The following is a 15092-nucleotide window of genomic DNA, read 5'->3' as shown; positions in this document are numbered from 1 at the left end:
TCGGAGCGGGCCCCTCCCCCAGAGGCCGGCTCCTCTTTCAAACAGCTCTACAACAGGAACCCGGCCGGGAACGGGTCGCGCGGGTCGAGGAAGTACTGGGCGGTGCCGGTGACCCAGGCCCGCCCGGTGACGGTGGGCACCACGGCGGCCAGACCGGCCACCTCGGTCTCCTCGACCAGGCGCCCGATGAAGGTCGTCCCGATGAAGGAGTCGTTGCGGAAGTCGCGCCCCAGCGGCAGTTCGCCGCGCGCGTGCAGCTGCGCCATCCGGGCCGAGGTGCCGGTGCCGCAGGGCGAGCGGTCGAACCACCCGGGGTGGATGGCCATCGCGTGCCGGGAGTGCTCGGCGGTGGAGCCGGGGGCGAGCAGCTGGACGTGGTGGCAGCCGTGGATGGACGGGTCCTCCGGGTGCACCGGGCGGTCGGGGCTCGCGTTGATGGCGGCCATCAGGGCCAGTCCGGCCTCCAGGATGTCCTGCTTGCGCTCGCGCTCGAAGGGCAGCCCGAACTCGGCGAGCGGCAGGACGGCGTAGAAGTTGCCGCCGTACGCCAGGTCGTAGCCGATCGTGCCGTACCCGGGCACCTCGATCTTGGCGTCCAGCGCGGCCGAGTAGGACGGCACGTTGCGGATGGTCACCGCGGTGGCGGCGCCGTCCTCGACCCGCACCTCGGCGATCACCAGCCCGGCGGGCGTGTCCAGCCGCACCGTGGTGACCGGCTCGACCACCGGCACCATGCCGGTCTCGACCAGCACGGTGGCGACGCCGATGGTGCCGTGCCCGCACATCGGCAGCAGGCCGGAGACCTCGATGTAGAGCACGCCGAAGTCGGCGTCCGGCCGGGTCGGCGGCTGGAGGATGGCGCCGCTCATCGCGGCGTGGCCGCGCGGCTCGTACATCAGCAGGGTGCGGAAGTGGTCCAGGTGCTGCTGGAAGTGCACCCGGCGCTCGGCCATGGTGGCGCCGGGAATGACGCCGAAGCCGCCGGTGATGACCCGGGTCGGCATGCCCTCGGTGTGCGAGTCGACGGCGTGGAACACGTGACGGCTGCGCATGGCTCTGACGACTCCCGTCGGAGTGGGCGTACGGAGGAGCTGACCGTACGCGGGATCGGGTGGGTGGGGCCGGGCCGGCTGCCCCCTCAGCCGGCCTGGTGACGAAGTCTCCCGGTTACGCCAGGCCCTCGGCCAGCGCCTTCTCGGTGGCCGCGCGGACGGCCGCCTCGATGTCCGGGGTCAGCGGCTGCCGCGGCGGGCGGACCGGGCCGCCGGCGCGCCCGGCGATGTCCATGGACAGCTTGATGGCCTGGACGAACTCGGTCTTGGAGTCCCAGCGCAGCAGCGAGTGCAGCGACTTGTACAGCGGCAGCGCGGTGTCCAGCTCCTGCGCCACGGCGGCCCGGTACAGCGCGACGCTGGCCTCCGGCAGGGCGTTCGGGTAGCCGGCGATCCAGCCGACCGCGCCGGCCAGCGCCAGCTCCAGCAGCACGTCGTCGGCGCCGATCAGCAGGTCCAGCCCGGGGGCCAGTTCGGCGATCTCGTAGGCCCGGCGGACGTCGCCGCTGAACTCCTTGACCGCGACGATCGAGCCCTCGCCGTGCAGTTGGGCGAGCAGCGCGGGGACGAGGTCGACCTTGGTGTCGATCGGGTTGTTGTACGCGACGACGGGCAGTCCGGCCTTGGCCACGTCGGCGTAGTGCGCCCGGACGGACGCGTGGTCGGCCCGGAAGGCGTTCGGCGGCAGCAGGAGCACGGAGCCGGCGCCGGCCTCGGCGGCCTGCTCGGCCCAGCGGCGGGACTCGGCGCTGCCGTAGGCGGCCACGCCGGGCATCACCCGGGAGCCGTCGCCGGCCGCCTCGACGGCCACCTCGACGACGCGGGCGCGCTCCTCGGCGGTGAGCGTCTGGTACTCGCCCAGCGAGCCGTTGGGGACGACGCCGTCACAGCCGGACTCGATCAGCCAGCGGACGTGCTCGGCGTACGCGTCGTAGTCGACGGAGAGGTCCGGGCGCAGCGGGATCGTGGTGGCGACCATGATGCCGCGCCAGGGCCGGGCGGTGTCGTGTGGGGTGTTGGGCACGATGAGCTCCTTGGTGAGGTGTGACATTTTATTAGAAGAGATGGGCCGGAGACAAGAGTCCCCGGCCCGCATGTTCGACGGACCTCAGGCCGTATCGGCGTCCTCACCGGACGACCCGGACGACCCGGACGGCCCGGCCGCCAGCTGCGACAACGGCACCGGGCAGGCCAGCGGCCGCCGGTCCGGCACCGGCTCACCCGAGCCGGCCAGGCAGGCCACGGCCGGACCGCACATCCGGCCCTGGCACCAGCCCATCCCGGCCCGGGTGAGCAGCTTGACGGTGCGCGGATCGCCCGCGCCCAGCTCGTCCACGGCCTCCCGGATCGCCGAGACCGGCACCTCCTCGCACCGGCAGACGTCGGTGTCCGGGCGCAGCCAGCCGGTCCAGCCGGGGCCGGGCCGGTGGGCCGCGGCCATCAGGTCGGCGAAGTTCCGCAGCCGGGCCCGGCTGCGCAACAGTGCGGGCTTCGGCACCCGGTCGGCCACGGCGTGCGCGGCCAGTTCGCCCTCCACGATCGCGAGGTCCGCGCCGCCGACGCCGTTGGTCTCCCCCGCCGACCAGAGGCCGGGCACGGTGGTGCGCAGCCGGGCGTCGACCCGGAGCCCGACGGCGCCGTCCGGGGCGGTCCTGGTGGCCGCGCCCAGTTCGGTGGCCAGGTCGATCTGCGGGAGCAGCCCGTGGCCCACGGCGACGGCGTCGCAGGCGATCCGGCGTTCGGTGCCGGGCACCGGCCGCCAGTCGGTGTCCAGCCGGGCCACCGTGACGGCGGTGACCCGCTCGGTCCCGTGCGCCTCGACGACGGCACTGCGCGGGCGCAGCCGTACGCCGTGCCGCAGCAGCGTGCTCCCGTGCCCGGCGCCCTCGACGAGCTTGGCGGGGACGGCCGCCAGGGCGCCGGGGCGCCGGGCGTAGCCGAGGTAGTCGGTGGCCTCGACGACCGCGGGCACCTCGGCCCCGGCGGTGACCAGCGAGGACGCCGCCGCGAGCAGCAGCGGCCCGCTGCCGGCCACCACGATCCGCCTCCCGGGCAGCACCAGCCCGGCCTTGAGCATCGCCTGCGCGCCGCCCGCGGTGACCACCCCGGGCAGGGTCCAGCCGGGGAACGGCAGCTGGCGCTCGTACGCACCGGTGGCGAGCAGCACGGACGCGGCCGGGACGGTGGCCCGGTCGGTGGCCTCCGGGCCGCGCGTGACGTGTACGGCGAAGCCGTCGCCGGTCCGCTCCAGCGCCCACACCTGGTGGCCGCCGAGGAAGCGGACCCGCCCGGCCCGCTCGTGCGCGGCGAGCCGGTCGGCCAGTCCGGTGTAGACGGACCAGCCGTGGTGGAGCCGGTCCGGGCGGGCGGCGCCGAGGCCGGGGGCGGGGTGCCGGTAGTACTGCCCGCCGGTGCTGTGGCCGGCGTCCAGCAGGACGCAGCGCAGCCCGAGGTCGGCGGCGGTCACGGCGGCCGCGAGCCCGGCCGGGCCGGCGCCGATCACCGCGAGGTCGGGGCGTCGGGCCGCTTCGGCGGCGGCCCTGTCAGACGGCGAGGTCGGCACGGCCGTGGCCCTCCTGGGTGGTGACGGTGGTGCCGGGTTCGGCGGGGAGCAGGCAGGTGCGCTGGTTGGGGCGGCCGTCGACGGTGGCCAGGCAGTCGAAGCAGGCGCCGATGCCGCAGAACACCCCCCGCGGCCGGCCGCCGACCCGGGTGGTGCGCCAGGCGAGCACGCCGTCGGCCCAGAGCGCGGCGGCGATCGACTGTCCGGGCAGGGCCGGGACGGGTCGGCCGTCGAACTCGATGTGGTGGGCGGGGCCGGGTTCGGCCCGGACCAGGTCGGCGGGGGTGCGGCGCATCGGCGGCTTCTCCGTTCCGGGGTTGGTCGACGAACGAGGGCGGTCGACACGGCGGGGGCGGTCGACGAACGAGCGTGGTCGGCAGGCGGGCAGCGGTGGTCGAGGAGCCCGGGCTCAGGCCCCGGCGTCCGACGGGAAGCGGTCCGGGCGGAACGGCGCGAGGTCCAGTTCCGGCTGCTTGCCGGTCAGTTGCTCGCTGATCAGCAGGCCGGTCGCCGGAGCCAACCCGATGCCGGCGCCCTCGTGCCCGCAGGCGTGGTAGAGCCCGGGCACCCTGGGGTCCTCGCCGATGGCGGGCAGGTGGTCCGGCAGGTACGGACGGAAGCCCCGGTAGGTGCGCATCACGGTGACGTCCGCGAGCACCGGGAAGAGCGCCGCGGCCTGGGCGGCGAGCCGCCGCAGCACCTCCTGGGAGAGGGTGCGGTCGAAGCCGACCCGTTCGCGGCTGGCGCCGATCAGCACGGGCCCGCCGGGGGTGCCCTCGACCACGGCGGAGGTCTGGAGCCCGGCCGAGCCGCTGGCGACGTCGGCGACGTAGTCGGCGGCGTAGACCTTGTGCCGGACGATCCGCGGCAGCGGCTCGGTGACCAGGACGAAGCCGCGGCGGGGCATCACCGGCAGGTGCACCCCGGCCAGCCCGGCCAGTTCGCCGCCCCAGGTGCCGGTCGCGTTGACGACGGCGGGGGCGTCGAGTCGGCGGCGGTCGGTCCGCACCCCACGTACGGCGCCGTCCGGCCCCCGGTGCACGGCGGTCACGGTCTCGCCGGTGATCAGCTCGGCGCCCATCCGGCGGGCCTCGCGCAGCAGGTGGGCGGCGGCGAGGGCGGGCTGGACCTGGGCGTCCTGCGGGTAGTGGAAGCCGCCGGCGAGGCCGGGGGCGAGGTGCGGCTCCAGCTCGTGCAGCCGCTCGGCGGGGATCTCCTCGGCGGTGACGCCGGCGGCGGCCTGGCCGACGGCGAAGGCCCGCAGGGCGTCCTGCCCGGCCGGGGTGGAGGCGATCACCACGCCGCCCTTGGGCTCGTACTCCACGGCCGCGCCGAGGTGTTCGGCGAGGTCGTGCCAGAGCCGGGTGCTGAGCAGGGCGAGGTCGAGTTCGGGCCCGGGCTCCTTGTCGGAGACCAGCAGGTTGCCCTCGCCGGCGCCGGTGGTGCCGCCGGCCACCGGCCCGCGGTCGACGACGGCGACGGTGAGCCCGGCGCGGGCCGCGTAGTAGGCGCAGGCGGCGCCGACCACGCCGGCGCCGACCACGACGACATCCAGGGGAGGTCTCTGGGTCTTGAGCACGTCAGTAATATGTCACATGCCATCCACCCTGCCAAGACCACCCGCCGAATCCCGCACCGGGCCGGAGCAGCACAAAAGCCCGGGCTCACCGGGCCGGAGCAGCGCAAAGGCCCCGGCCCACCGCGTCGGGCGGCGGGCCGGGGCCTCAGGGTGCGCTACCGGCTCAGGTGATGTCGTCGATCTGCTCGTGACGGGCCGCCGGCACCGGGGCGCCCGCCGTCGGCGCGGCCGAGGCCTGGACCATCTCCGTACCGGCCACCGGCTGCACCGAGAGGTCCAGCTCCGAGGCCTCCTCGTCGCTCAGTCCGGCATCGGGGTCGCGGCGCTCCTTGCGCCTGTCGTTGAAGATCGCGATGCCCACCGCGAGGAAGTACAGCGCCCAGATCGGCGCGGCCAGCGTGAGCATGCTCACCGGATCGGCGCTCGGGGTGGCGAAGGCGGCGAAGACCGTGATGCCCATGACCATGCCGCGCCACCAGCCGAGCAGCCGCTTGCCGGTGACCATGCCGACCATGTTCATCATCACCAGCAGCAGCGGGAACTCGAAGGCCAGGCCGAAGACCAGCACCATCCGGGTGGCGATGTCGAGGTAGTCCTCGGGCGGCAGGATCGGCGTGGTCTTGTCCGGGGTGAACGAGATCAGCACGTCGACGGTGGTCGGCAGCACCAGGATGGCGCAGCCCACGCCGGCCAGGAAGAGCGGCGCCCCGCACAGCATGAAGATGACGGCGTACTTCTTCTCGTGCCGGTGCAGACCGGGTGCCACGAAGGCCCAGACCTGGTAGAGCCAGACCGGCACGGTCGCGACCACACCGGCCGTCAGTGACACCTTGAGCATCCAGGTGAAACCGGCGGTCAGACCGATGTTGGAGACCTGGGCGCACTTGCCCTTGAAGTGGTCGGCAGTCTCCACGGTGCAGCGCGGCAGCGGCTCCAGCAGGAAGTTCTCGATCTGCCTGTGGTAGATCGCCGCCACGATGGTGATCAGCACGATCGCCAGGACCGACTTGACCACGCGGTTGCGCAGTTCCCGCAGGTGGTCGGTGAGGGCCATCCGCCCCTCAGGATCCTTGGACGCCTTCGACGCCTTGGAGAGCTTGCTCAACCCCGGTCCTCAACTCGTGCGTCGAGGCCCGCCGGTCGACGGGCCTCCGTGGTCGCGTTCGTCACGTGCGCCGCACTCAGTGCGGGCGGTCGCCGTCGGCCGCGGACGGCCCGGCGGCGGGCTCGGCCACCGGGCGGGCGGTGCCCGAGGCACCCGGAGCGGCCTGGATGGTCCTGGCCGCGGTCGTCGCCGAACCGCCGTCGACCCGGGGCGCCGGAGGCGGCGTCGCGGCGGCGTCCTCCTCGGCGCCGTCCGAGCGCATGGCCTTGGCCTCGCTCTTCAGGATCCGCATCGACTGCCCGAGCGAGCGAGCCAGGTCGGGCAGCCGCTTGGCGCCGAACAGCAGGACGGCGAAAATCACGACCACCACGATCGCGGTCATCGAGATGCGCATTGCGCGACCACCTTCACTCATGGCGACCCGTCGGGCCCCCCGCCGCGGATGGTAACCGCTGCGGATGACGCCACGACGACGGCCGCCCGAACAGGACAGCGGCCCCGGTTCGCAGTTCAGGAGCCATCTGCAGGAGCCATCTGAGAGCGTAACCCGCCCCCGCCTCCCCGCAGCAGCCCCCGTACCACCGACGGCCCTCCTGTGCTACCGAACGGGCGCTACCGGACGGGCGCTACCGGACAGGCGCTACCGGACAGGCGCTACCGGACAGGCGCTACCGGACGGCCTGCCCGGCGGGCGCCACCGGAAGGGCGCCACGGACGGCCCTACCGAGCCGGTACGGCCTCCGCCAGCTCCCCCGCCGCCTCGGCCAGCGCCCGCGAGGCCGCGTCCACGCCCTTGGCCAGCGCCCGCACGTCCAGCCAGAGCCGGATCGCGAGCACCCCGAGGACCAGCAGGCCCGCGGTGGCGAGCAGGACGGCGGCGACGAGCATCCAGGACATGCGCCCCACTCTATCGGGCCCGGCCCCCCGGCCTGGTCCGGAGGAGAGCGCCCGCTACCCCTCGGCCGGGACGAGCCGCATGGTGCGCACCCCGGCCCCGACGAGCGCCGCGACGATCTTCTCCCCGGCCGGCTTGCGCACCGCCGCCCCGCAGAGCGGGCAGCCGAAGCTGTAGTGCGCCTGGGCCGGGGTGCGACCGAGGGTCAGCCGGAACTCCTCCGCCGGGAGCTCGACCTTCTCCCGGCACTCGGAGCAGTACACCTTGAATCTGGTCCCGGGCTCCACCGATCAGACCCGCCCCTCCCCGTCGGCGACGGTCTGCTCCCCGTAAGCGGCCAGCGCCTCCAGGGCGGCCGCGCGGGCCTGCCCGGCCAGCCCGGGCGGCGAGACGATCCGGCCGTCCCGGCCCAGCCGCAGCGCCAGCGGGCGCAGCTGGGAGGGATCGGCGCTGCGCAGGGTGATCCGCAGCCCGCCGTCGGGCAGTTCCTCGGCCCGGTCGTGGGTGTAGTACTCGGCCACCCAGCGCCCGCCGGAGGTGACCTCGACGACCACCTCGGGGTCGTCCGCGGACGGGTTGACCAGCCCGCCGCTCAGGTCGCGCGGCTCGCGCCGCGGCGGGTCGGCGGGGACGTCCAGCACCCGGATCTCGGCGACCCGGTCCAACCGGAACATCCGGTGGTCCTCGGAGGTGCGGCACCAGGCCTCGAGGTAGGTGTGGCCCTCGGTGAGCAGCCGGATCGGGTCGACCTCGCGCTCGGTCATCCCGCCGCGCCCGTGCGAGTAGTAGCGCAGCCACAGGCGGCGCCCCTCGCTGAGCGCGCGGTCGATGTCGGCGAACACGTGGCCCTCCGCCTCGAAGGTCACGCCGACCCGGGCGCTGCCGGCGGCGCTCTCGCCCGCCGCGTTCTCGATCTTGACGACGGCCCGGGTGAGCGCCTCCCGGTCGCCGGCCCGCAGGCCGGGCAGCCCGGCCACCGCACGGGCGGCGACCAGCAGCGCGGTGGCCTCGTCGGCGGCGAGGCGCAGCGGCTGGGCCACGTCGTCGACGTTGTGCCACCAGATCCGCTCGCCGTCGGTGTCGATGTCGAGCAGGTCGCCGCCGCGGAAGCTGGTGCCGCACATCGGCAGCACGTTGAGGTCCCCGATCAGCTCGCGCTCGGAGATCCCGAACGCGCGGGCCACCTCGGCCACCTCGGCGCCGGGGCGCTCGCGCAGGTAGGTGACCAGCGACAGCATCCGCCGCGTCTGGTCGATCGCGTTGCTCACGCCTGAACCCCTCCGCTTCCGTTCACCACGTCCAGCCCGGCCACGGCCCGCAGCCGGTCGATCACGTCGGCCCGCAGCTCCTCGGGCCCGAGCACCAGCACGTCCGGCCCGAACTCGGCGAGGTCGGCGCCCAGCCCGTTGCCGTACGGGATCTCCAGCTCGTCCCAGCCGTCGTCCACCCGCGCGCTGCTCAGCGCCTTGGTGCGCAGCGGGAAGCCCGCTCCCCGGCGGACCCGGACGGTGGCGGTGGCGGTGGCGCCCTCGCCCGCGAACTTGGCGACGGTCGCGCGGACGTCGACGTGCTCGGGCACGGTGCCGAGGAAGGCGCCGGTCCTGGCCCGGACCTTGCCGGTGATCCGGCCGAGCCGGAACACCCGGGCGTCGCCGCGGTCGCGGTCCCACCCGGCCAGGTACCAGTGCCCGCGCCAGCACTCCAGCGCCCACGGCTCGACGGTGCGCAGCTCGCCGGCGGCGGCGCCGGCCTTGCGGTACTCGAAGCCGACCGGACGGCGGTCCCGGGCGGCGGTGAGCAGCGGCTCGAACGCGGCCTCCCGGGCGGGGATGCGCGGCTCCAGGGCGGTCCGGCCCTCGGGCTCGGCGAACGGCACCCCGGCGGCGCGCAGCTTCTGCAGCGCGCCGCTGGCCGCGCCGGACATCTTGGCCTGCTGCCAGACCCGGGCGGCCAGGGTCAGCGCGGCCGCCTCCTCGGCGTCCAGCGCGATCTCGGGCAGCCGGTTGCGGTCGGCGCGGGCCAGGTAGCCGAGCTCGCCGTCCAGGGCGCTCTCGTCGACGTCGATCACCAGGCCGAGTTCGCGCAGGTCGTCCTTGTCCCGCTCGAACATCCGGTTGAAGGCGTCCTCGCTGCTGTTCTGCCAGGCCTCGCGGTACGCCTCGATGGATTCCCGCAGCTCCTTCTTGGAGAGCGGACGTCTGGTGTTCATCAGGCACAGGGCGAGATTCATCAGCCGCTCTGCCTTGGCGATCGCCATCGCTGACCCTTCCGGTGTGCCGCGCCGTGCGCGGGGTGCGCCAACCGGGCGATCACCACCCGGCGGGACCGACCGTACCGGTAGCGGTACGCACGGCAAAAGCGGCCTCCCGAAACGCCCGTGGGCCGGGCCCCCGGAGGGGTCCGGCCCACGGCCGCGGCAGGCTCAGACGCCCAGCAGGTCGACCACGAAGATCAGGGTCGAGCCCGCCGGGATCAGCGGGGTCGGCGACTGGTTGCCGTACGCCAGGTGCGACGGGATGGTCAGCTCGCGGCGACCGCCGACCTTCATGCCGACGACGCCCTGGTCCCAGCCCTTGATGACGCGGCCGCCGCCCAGCGGGAAGCGGAACTCGTTCGGGGTCCGGTTCCAGCTCGCATCGAACTCCTCGCCGGTCTCGAAGGTCACGCCGACGTAGCGGACCTTGACGTTGTGGCCCGGCTTGGCCTCCTCGCCGTCACCGACGACGATGTCGCGGATCTGCAGGTCCGCCGGGGCGTCGCCGATCGGGAAGTCGATCTCGGGCTTCTCGTTGAGGTTGACGCTCACAGTCCCTCTTCTCACGTTTCGCATTGCAGTCACGACCAAGCGGCGGGCGCCCGCACCCCCGGTCCGTTCCCGGACCACGGTACGGGCGCCCACCGCCCGGGGTGGTCCGGCCACGCGGCCGGACCTGAAGGTCACACGCACACCATTGTCACCCGAAAGTGGATCAGCCCTGACCGGCGTCCAGGATGTCCACCACGAAGACCAGCGGCGCGCCAGGCGGGATGTCGCCCTGGCCCTTGTCGCCGTAGGCCAGCGCGGCCGGGATCACCAGCTCCACCCGGCTGCCGACGGTCTGGCCCACCAGCCCCTGGTCCCAGCCCTGGATGACCTGGCCACCGCCGACCGGGAAGGAGAACGCCTGGCCCTTGCTGAGCGAGGAGTCGAACATCTTGCCGTCCTTGAACAGCGCGCCGGTGTACTGGACGACGACCTTCTCGCCCTTCTCCACCGCCGGCCCGGTGCCCTTGATCAGGACGTGCGACTTCAGCTCGGTCGGGTCCTTCGCGCCGGCCACCGGGGTGATCTCGGCCGGCTTCTTGCCGTTGTCCTTGACCTGCGGGAAGTCCGCGGGCGGCGGCGTGACGGTGCCGCTCACCACGGCGTCGGGCGCGTTGGCGTTGCGGATGTCGATCACGAAGATCAGGTCGTCCTTCGCCCCGATCGACATGTCGGCCTTGCCCTGGGAGCCGAACGCGGCGGCCGGCGGGGCCACCACGAGGACCCGGCTGCCGGCCTTCTTCCCGACCACGGCCTGGTCCAGCGCCGGGATCAGCGCGTCGGTGCCGGCCTGGAAGATCTGCGGCTTGCCGTTGTTGTCGTACGAGCTCGGGATGTCCTTGCCGGTGGTCCAGTCCTTGGCGGTGTAGTCCACCGAGGTCCAGGAGTTCTTGTCCACCTTGGGGCCGGTGCCCTCGGTCAGCACCTTCACCACGAAGGAGCCGTCGGAGGCCTCGCCCGGCACCTGGATCTCGGCCTTCTTGCCGAAGTCACCGGTGACGGTGGGCAGCACCTTGGCGCTGTCCTTGATCGGCGGCACCGGGTCGGCGGTCGGCGTGGGCGGCGCGCTCTTGGCGGCGTCCGGCTTGGCGGCGGTGTCCGACTTGCCGTCCTTGTTCACCAGGTACAGCGTCACGGCACTGCCGGCCAGCAGCACGGCCAGCACCGTGCCGAGGATCACGCCCAGCCGGCCCACCCCGGGCGGGTTCTCGTCGTACCCGGCCTCCGAGGTGTCGCCCCGACGCACGGTGGAGGCGAAGATCTGCGGGGTGTCGTCCGTCTTGGTCCCGCCCGAGGCGCGCGGCTGCTCGCCGGGCTGCGCCCAGCCGGCCTGCTGCTTCAGGATCGACGGCGGGACGACGATCGACTCGCCGTCCCCCGGGAGCGGGCCGCCGGGACGCGAGGCGGCCGGGTCACCCGCAGAGCTGTCGTTCGCCGCGGTGCCGGCCCCGCCCGGGCTCGGCGTCTTCTCAGTCATGACTCCCCATCCATCTCGCCACGAGGTCTTCCAGGTCTGCGACCGGCGTGCTGACTGCCGGTCTGCCGTCGCACCGTCCGCCCCGGACCTCGACGCCGGGCGGCGCCTGCCACAGTGCGAGGGCAGTATGACAGCTCAGGATGAGGGCGGACGCTTCGTTGTACGAGCGTCCGCCCAAGCGTACGGAATCCCAGGGGGGACTTCCTAGAGCGTGTCCGCCCTAAACCGCTTCCCTGAGCCGCTTCCCTAAACCGCTTCCAGAACGTCGATCACGAAGACCAGCGTCGAGTTGGGCGGCACCGAGCCCTGCGCCTGGTCCTTGTAGCCGAGCCCGGGCGGCACCACGAGCAGGATCCGGCTGCCGACGGTCTGGCCGACCAGCGCCTTGTCCCAGCCCTCGATCACGCTGCCGGTGCCGATCTGCACCGCCTGCGCGCCCCCGTGCGTCCAGGAGGAGTCGAACTGCTGGCCGTTGTTCCAGAGCACCCCGGTGTACTGCACCACCAGGGTCTGCCCGCTCTTGACCTGCTTGCCCTCGCCCTTGATCAGCACCGCCTGCTCCAGGTCGGTGGGCGCGGCCTGCCCGGTCGGCACGGTGATCGTCACCGGGGCCTTGCCGTTGTCCTTGACCTGCGGCATCGTCGCCGGCGGCGGGGTCATGGCGCCGGTCAGCGTGGAGTCCTGCGGCAGGCTCTCCATGATGTCCAGGACGAACACCACGGTGTCGCCCTTGTTGACGCCGAGCTGGGTGCTGCCCTGCTCGCCGAAGGCCGCCGCCGGCGGGGCGACCACCAGCAGCCGGCTGCCGACCTTCTTGCCGATCACGCTCTGGTCCAGCGCCGGCACGAGCTGTCCGCTGCCGGCCTGGTAGAGCTGCGGCTTCCCGCTCGGGTCGTACGAGCTGGGCAGGTCCTTGCCGGTGGTCCAGTCCTTCGCCGTGTAGTTGACCGTCACCCAGTCGCCCTTGTTGACCGTCGACCGCTCGCCCTCGCTGACGGTGTTCACCACGAACTGGCCGCCGGGCTGGCCCTCCGGGAGGGTGATGGTGGCCTTGCTGCCGAAACCGCCCTCCGAGAGCGTGGGCATCGGCGACGCCTCGCCGACCGGTGCGGGCACCGTCGGAGGCGCGCTCGCCGCGGACGGAGTCGCCGGGCCGGCCGCCTTGGGCGAACTGCTGCAGGCGACCGCCAGCAGCAGGGGCAGGGTGAGTAGCAAACCGGCGGTGCGGCGCACGGTGGTCCTAACTGTCGATCGAGGTCGGCTCTCCTGACTTCGACGGACAGCGTATGCCCGGACGGCGTCCGGCCCCGGTAGACACCACCGGGGCCGGACACCGCCTTGATCACAAACCTGGGATCCCCTGCGGGGCTCACATCCCGGCGATCAGCTTCTCCACCCGCTCGTCCACCGAGCGGAACGGGTCCTTGCAGAGCACCGTGCGCTGCGCCTGGTCGTTCAGCTTCAGGTGCACCCAGTCCACCGTGAAGTCCCGGCGCTGCTCCTGCGCCCGGCGGATGAAGTCCCCGCGCAGCCGGGCCCGGGTGGTCTGCGGCGGGATGGACTTGGCCTCGAAGGTCTTGAGGTCGGTGGTCACCCGCTTCGCCTGGCCCTTGCCCTGGAGCAGGTAGAACAGGCCGCGCCGGCGGTGGATGTCGTGGTACGCCAGGTCGATCTGGGCCACCCGCGGGTTGGACATGCTCATCTGGTGCTTCTCGCGGTAGCGCTCGATGAGCTTGTACTTCATGATCCAGTCGATCTCGGTGGCCACCTCGTCCAGGTTCTCGGTGCGGACGGCCTCCAGGGTCCGGCCCCACAGTTCGAGCACCCGGCCGATGGTGCCGGTGTTGATGCCCTTGCGGTCGGCGAACTCCAGCGCCTTGGTGTAGTACTCCTCCTGGATGTCCAGCGCGCTGGCCTCGCGCCCGTTGGCGAGCCGCACCTGGTGGGTGCCGGTGAGGTCGTGGCTGACCTCGCGGATCGCCCGGATCGGGTTCTCCAGGGTGAGGTCGCGCATCACCACGCCGGCCTCGATCAGCCGCAGCACCAGGTCGGTGGCGCCGACCTTGAGCAGCGTCGTGGTCTCCGACATGTTGGAGTCGCCGACGATCACGTGCAGCCGGCGGTAGCGCTCGGCGTCCGCGTGCGGCTCGTCGCGGGTGTTGATGATCGGGCGGGAGCGGGTGGTGGCGGAGCTGACGCCCTCCCAGATGTGCTCGGCGCGCTGGCTGACGCAGTAGACCGCGCCGCGCGGGGTCTGCAGCACCTTGCCGGCGCCGCAGATCAGCTGGCGGGTCACCAGGAAGGGGATCAGCACGTCGGCCAGCCGGGAGAACTCGCCGTGCCGGGCCACCAGGTAGTTCTCGTGGCAGCCGTAGGAGTTGCCGGCCGAGTCGGTGTTGTTCTTGAACAGGTAGACGTCCCCCGCGATGCCCTCCTCGTGCAGCCGCCGCTCGGCGTCGACCAGGAGCCCTTCGAGGATCCGCTCGCCCGCCTTGTCGTGCGTCACCAGCTCGACCACGTCGTCGCACTCGGGGGTGGCGTACTCGGGGTGGGAGCCGACGTCGAGGTACAGCCGGGCGCCGTTGCGCAGGAAGACGTTGCTGCTGCGGCCCCAGGAGACGACCCGGCGGAACAAGTACCGCGCCACCTCGTCCGGCGACAGCCTGCGCTGCCCGCGGAACGTGCAGGTCACGCCGTACTCGTTCTCCAGCCCGAAAATCCGGCGGTCCATGAGCACTCCATTCTGTGTCGGAGCTGTCCGAAACCGCCTCCACGACGACTGGGCCGCCGCAGGGGCACCGGAGTCCCGTACGGCCTCCGTCCGGCCGCCGTACGGGACTCCGCAGGCACTGCTACTCCGGCGCGGTGTCCGCCGGGTCGTCCTCGTCGTCCGACTCGGCGGACTGGTCGCCGTCGAGCAGCCGGGCGAGCTGGTTGCCCAGGATGCGCTTGAACTTGCGCTGCTGGAACCGCTGGCGGTCGAGGACGGCCACCTCCAGCTGCTCCGGGGTGAGGGCGCGCGGGCTGCCGCCGTTGGGGTCGCGGGCGAGCGAGTCCACGGCGGCCCGGACCACCTCGGTGAGGCTCATCCCGGCCCGGTGGCGCTGGCCCAGGTAGTTGCCGATCGAGTCGGCGTTGCCGCCGACCACGACGTAGTTCTTCTCGTCGACGATCGAGCCGTCCGGGGTGAGGCGGTAGATCTGGTCCTCGTCCGCGGTGCGGCCGACCTCGGCCACGATCAGCTCGACCTCGTAGGGCTTCTCGCCGACCGAGGAGAAGATGGTGCCGAGCGTCTGGGCGTAGACGTTGGCCAGGCCCCGGGCGGTGACGTCGGCCCGGTCGTAGGAGTAGCCGCGCAGGTCGGCGTAGCGGACGCCGCCGATGCGCAGGTTCTCGAACTCGTTGTAGCGGCCGACCGCCGCGAAGGCGATCTTGTCGTAGATCTCGGAGACCTTGTGAAGCGCTCTGGAGGTGTTCTCCGCGACGAAGACGATGCCGTCGGCGTAGGTGAGCACGACCACGCTGCGGCCGCGCGCGATGCCCTTGCGGGCGTACTCCGCGCGGTCCGCCATGGCCTGCTGGGGCGAGACGTAGAACGGTGTCGACACCGGCGGTCGT

Annotated in this window: 16 protein-coding genes; all 16 read right to left on the bottom strand. The window is 73.1% G+C overall.

Going from position 1 to position 15092, the window contains the following annotated elements; translation table 11 throughout:
- Nucleotides 1–47: 47 nt before the first annotated feature.
- On the bottom strand, nucleotides 48–1052 hold the full coding sequence (locus AB0P03_RS00300) for a proline racemase family protein (RefSeq protein ID WP_363627445.1): 1005 nt from the start codon (nucleotides 1050–1052) through the stop codon (nucleotides 48–50).
- Between the two features lie 115 nt (nucleotides 1053–1167).
- On the bottom strand, nucleotides 1168–2031 hold the full coding sequence (locus tag AB0P03_RS00295; RefSeq protein ID WP_363627538.1) for a dihydrodipicolinate synthase family protein: 864 nt from the start codon (nucleotides 2029–2031) through the stop codon (nucleotides 1168–1170).
- Nucleotides 2032–2160: 129 nt separating this feature from the next.
- A complete protein-coding gene (locus tag AB0P03_RS00290) occupies nucleotides 2161–3615 on the bottom strand; it encodes an NAD(P)/FAD-dependent oxidoreductase (protein WP_363627444.1) in 1455 nt (484 codons plus the stop codon).
- A complete protein-coding gene (locus AB0P03_RS00285) occupies nucleotides 3596–3910 on the bottom strand; it encodes a (2Fe-2S)-binding protein (protein ID WP_363583882.1) in 315 nt (104 codons plus the stop codon). The genes AB0P03_RS00290 and AB0P03_RS00285 overlap by 20 nt, the downstream gene beginning before the upstream one ends.
- Before the next feature lie 114 nt (nucleotides 3911–4024).
- Complete coding sequence (locus AB0P03_RS00280; protein WP_363583884.1) at nucleotides 4025–5194, bottom strand: FAD-dependent oxidoreductase; 1170 nt, start codon at nucleotides 5192–5194, stop codon at nucleotides 4025–4027.
- Between the two features lie 163 nt (nucleotides 5195–5357).
- Nucleotides 5358–6299: a twin-arginine translocase subunit TatC gene (tatC, locus tag AB0P03_RS00275; protein WP_363618122.1), complete on the bottom strand. Its 942-nt coding sequence runs from the start codon at nucleotides 6297–6299 to the stop codon at nucleotides 5358–5360.
- 76 nt (nucleotides 6300–6375) lie between these two features.
- On the bottom strand, nucleotides 6376–6693 hold the full coding sequence (tatA, locus tag AB0P03_RS00270; protein ID WP_363583888.1) for a Sec-independent protein translocase subunit TatA: 318 nt from the start codon (nucleotides 6691–6693) through the stop codon (nucleotides 6376–6378).
- A gap of 326 nt (nucleotides 6694–7019) precedes the next feature.
- Nucleotides 7020–7196, bottom strand: a complete 177-nt coding sequence (locus AB0P03_RS00265; RefSeq protein WP_360230298.1) for a hypothetical protein — start codon at nucleotides 7194–7196, stop codon at nucleotides 7020–7022.
- Nucleotides 7197–7250: 54 nt separating this feature from the next.
- Nucleotides 7251–7457, bottom strand: a complete 207-nt coding sequence (locus AB0P03_RS00260; RefSeq protein ID WP_363583890.1) for a hypothetical protein — start codon at nucleotides 7455–7457, stop codon at nucleotides 7251–7253.
- Between the two features lie 27 nt (nucleotides 7458–7484).
- Entirely contained in the window at nucleotides 7485–8432 is a 948-nt protein-coding gene (locus AB0P03_RS00255; protein ID WP_363618486.1) for a WYL domain-containing protein, read from the bottom strand.
- A 26-nt stretch (nucleotides 8433–8458) separates the two neighbouring features.
- Nucleotides 8459–9451 (bottom strand): WYL domain-containing protein, encoded by a 993-nt coding sequence (locus AB0P03_RS00250; protein ID WP_363627443.1) that lies wholly within the window; start codon nucleotides 9449–9451, stop codon nucleotides 8459–8461.
- Between the two features lie 165 nt (nucleotides 9452–9616).
- Nucleotides 9617–10000 (bottom strand): FKBP-type peptidyl-prolyl cis-trans isomerase, encoded by a 384-nt coding sequence (locus AB0P03_RS00245; RefSeq protein WP_363583892.1) that lies wholly within the window; start codon nucleotides 9998–10000, stop codon nucleotides 9617–9619.
- A gap of 163 nt (nucleotides 10001–10163) precedes the next feature.
- Complete coding sequence (locus AB0P03_RS00240; protein WP_363583894.1) at nucleotides 10164–11474, bottom strand: FKBP-type peptidyl-prolyl cis-trans isomerase; 1311 nt, start codon at nucleotides 11472–11474, stop codon at nucleotides 10164–10166.
- Between the two features lie 246 nt (nucleotides 11475–11720).
- Nucleotides 11721–12707, bottom strand: a complete 987-nt coding sequence (locus AB0P03_RS00235) for an FKBP-type peptidyl-prolyl cis-trans isomerase (protein ID WP_363583896.1) — start codon at nucleotides 12705–12707, stop codon at nucleotides 11721–11723.
- Nucleotides 12708–12843: 136 nt separating this feature from the next.
- Nucleotides 12844–14205, bottom strand: a complete 1362-nt coding sequence (gene pafA, locus AB0P03_RS00230) for a Pup--protein ligase (RefSeq protein ID WP_363618116.1) — start codon at nucleotides 14203–14205, stop codon at nucleotides 12844–12846.
- A 121-nt stretch (nucleotides 14206–14326) separates the two neighbouring features.
- A complete protein-coding gene (gene prcA, locus AB0P03_RS00225) occupies nucleotides 14327–15082 on the bottom strand; it encodes a proteasome subunit alpha (protein ID WP_363583900.1) in 756 nt (251 codons plus the stop codon).
- Nucleotides 15083–15092: the final 10 nt, after the last annotated feature.

This window comes from Kitasatospora sp. NPDC088779 (assembly GCF_040685395.1).
Classification (GTDB): Bacteria; Actinomycetota; Actinomycetes; order Streptomycetales; family Streptomycetaceae; genus Kitasatospora.
Note: the sequence above shows the minus strand (reverse complement) of the source record. Positions and strands in the feature narration are given on the sequence as shown.

Bases quoted from the DNA above. Each gene is read 5' to 3' on its own strand.
- AB0P03_RS00300 (WP_363627445.1), bottom strand. From the start codon at position 1,052: ATGCGCAGCCGTCACGTGTTCCACGCCGTCGACTCGCACACCGAGGGC.
- AB0P03_RS00295 (WP_363627538.1), bottom strand. From the start codon at position 2,031: ATGGTCGCCACCACGATCCCGCTGCGCCCGGACCTCTCCGTCGACTAC.
- AB0P03_RS00285 (WP_363583882.1), bottom strand. From the start codon at position 3,910: ATGCGCCGCACCCCCGCCGACCTGGTCCGGGCCGAACCCGGCCCCGCC.
- tatA (WP_363583888.1), bottom strand. From the start codon at position 6,693: ATGCGCATCTCGATGACCGCGATCGTGGTGGTCGTGATTTTCGCCGTC.
- AB0P03_RS00265 (WP_360230298.1), bottom strand. From the start codon at position 7,196: ATGTCCTGGATGCTCGTCGCCGCCGTCCTGCTCGCCACCGCGGGCCTG.
- AB0P03_RS00255 (WP_363618486.1), bottom strand. From the start codon at position 8,432: ATGCTGTCGCTGGTCACCTACCTGCGCGAGCGCCCCGGCGCCGAGGTG.
- AB0P03_RS00250 (WP_363627443.1), bottom strand. From the start codon at position 9,451: ATGGCGATCGCCAAGGCAGAGCGGCTGATGAATCTCGCCCTGTGCCTG.
- AB0P03_RS00240 (WP_363583894.1), bottom strand. From the start codon at position 11,474: ATGACTGAGAAGACGCCGAGCCCGGGCGGGGCCGGCACCGCGGCGAAC.
- pafA (WP_363618116.1), bottom strand. From the start codon at position 14,205: ATGGACCGCCGGATTTTCGGGCTGGAGAACGAGTACGGCGTGACCTGC.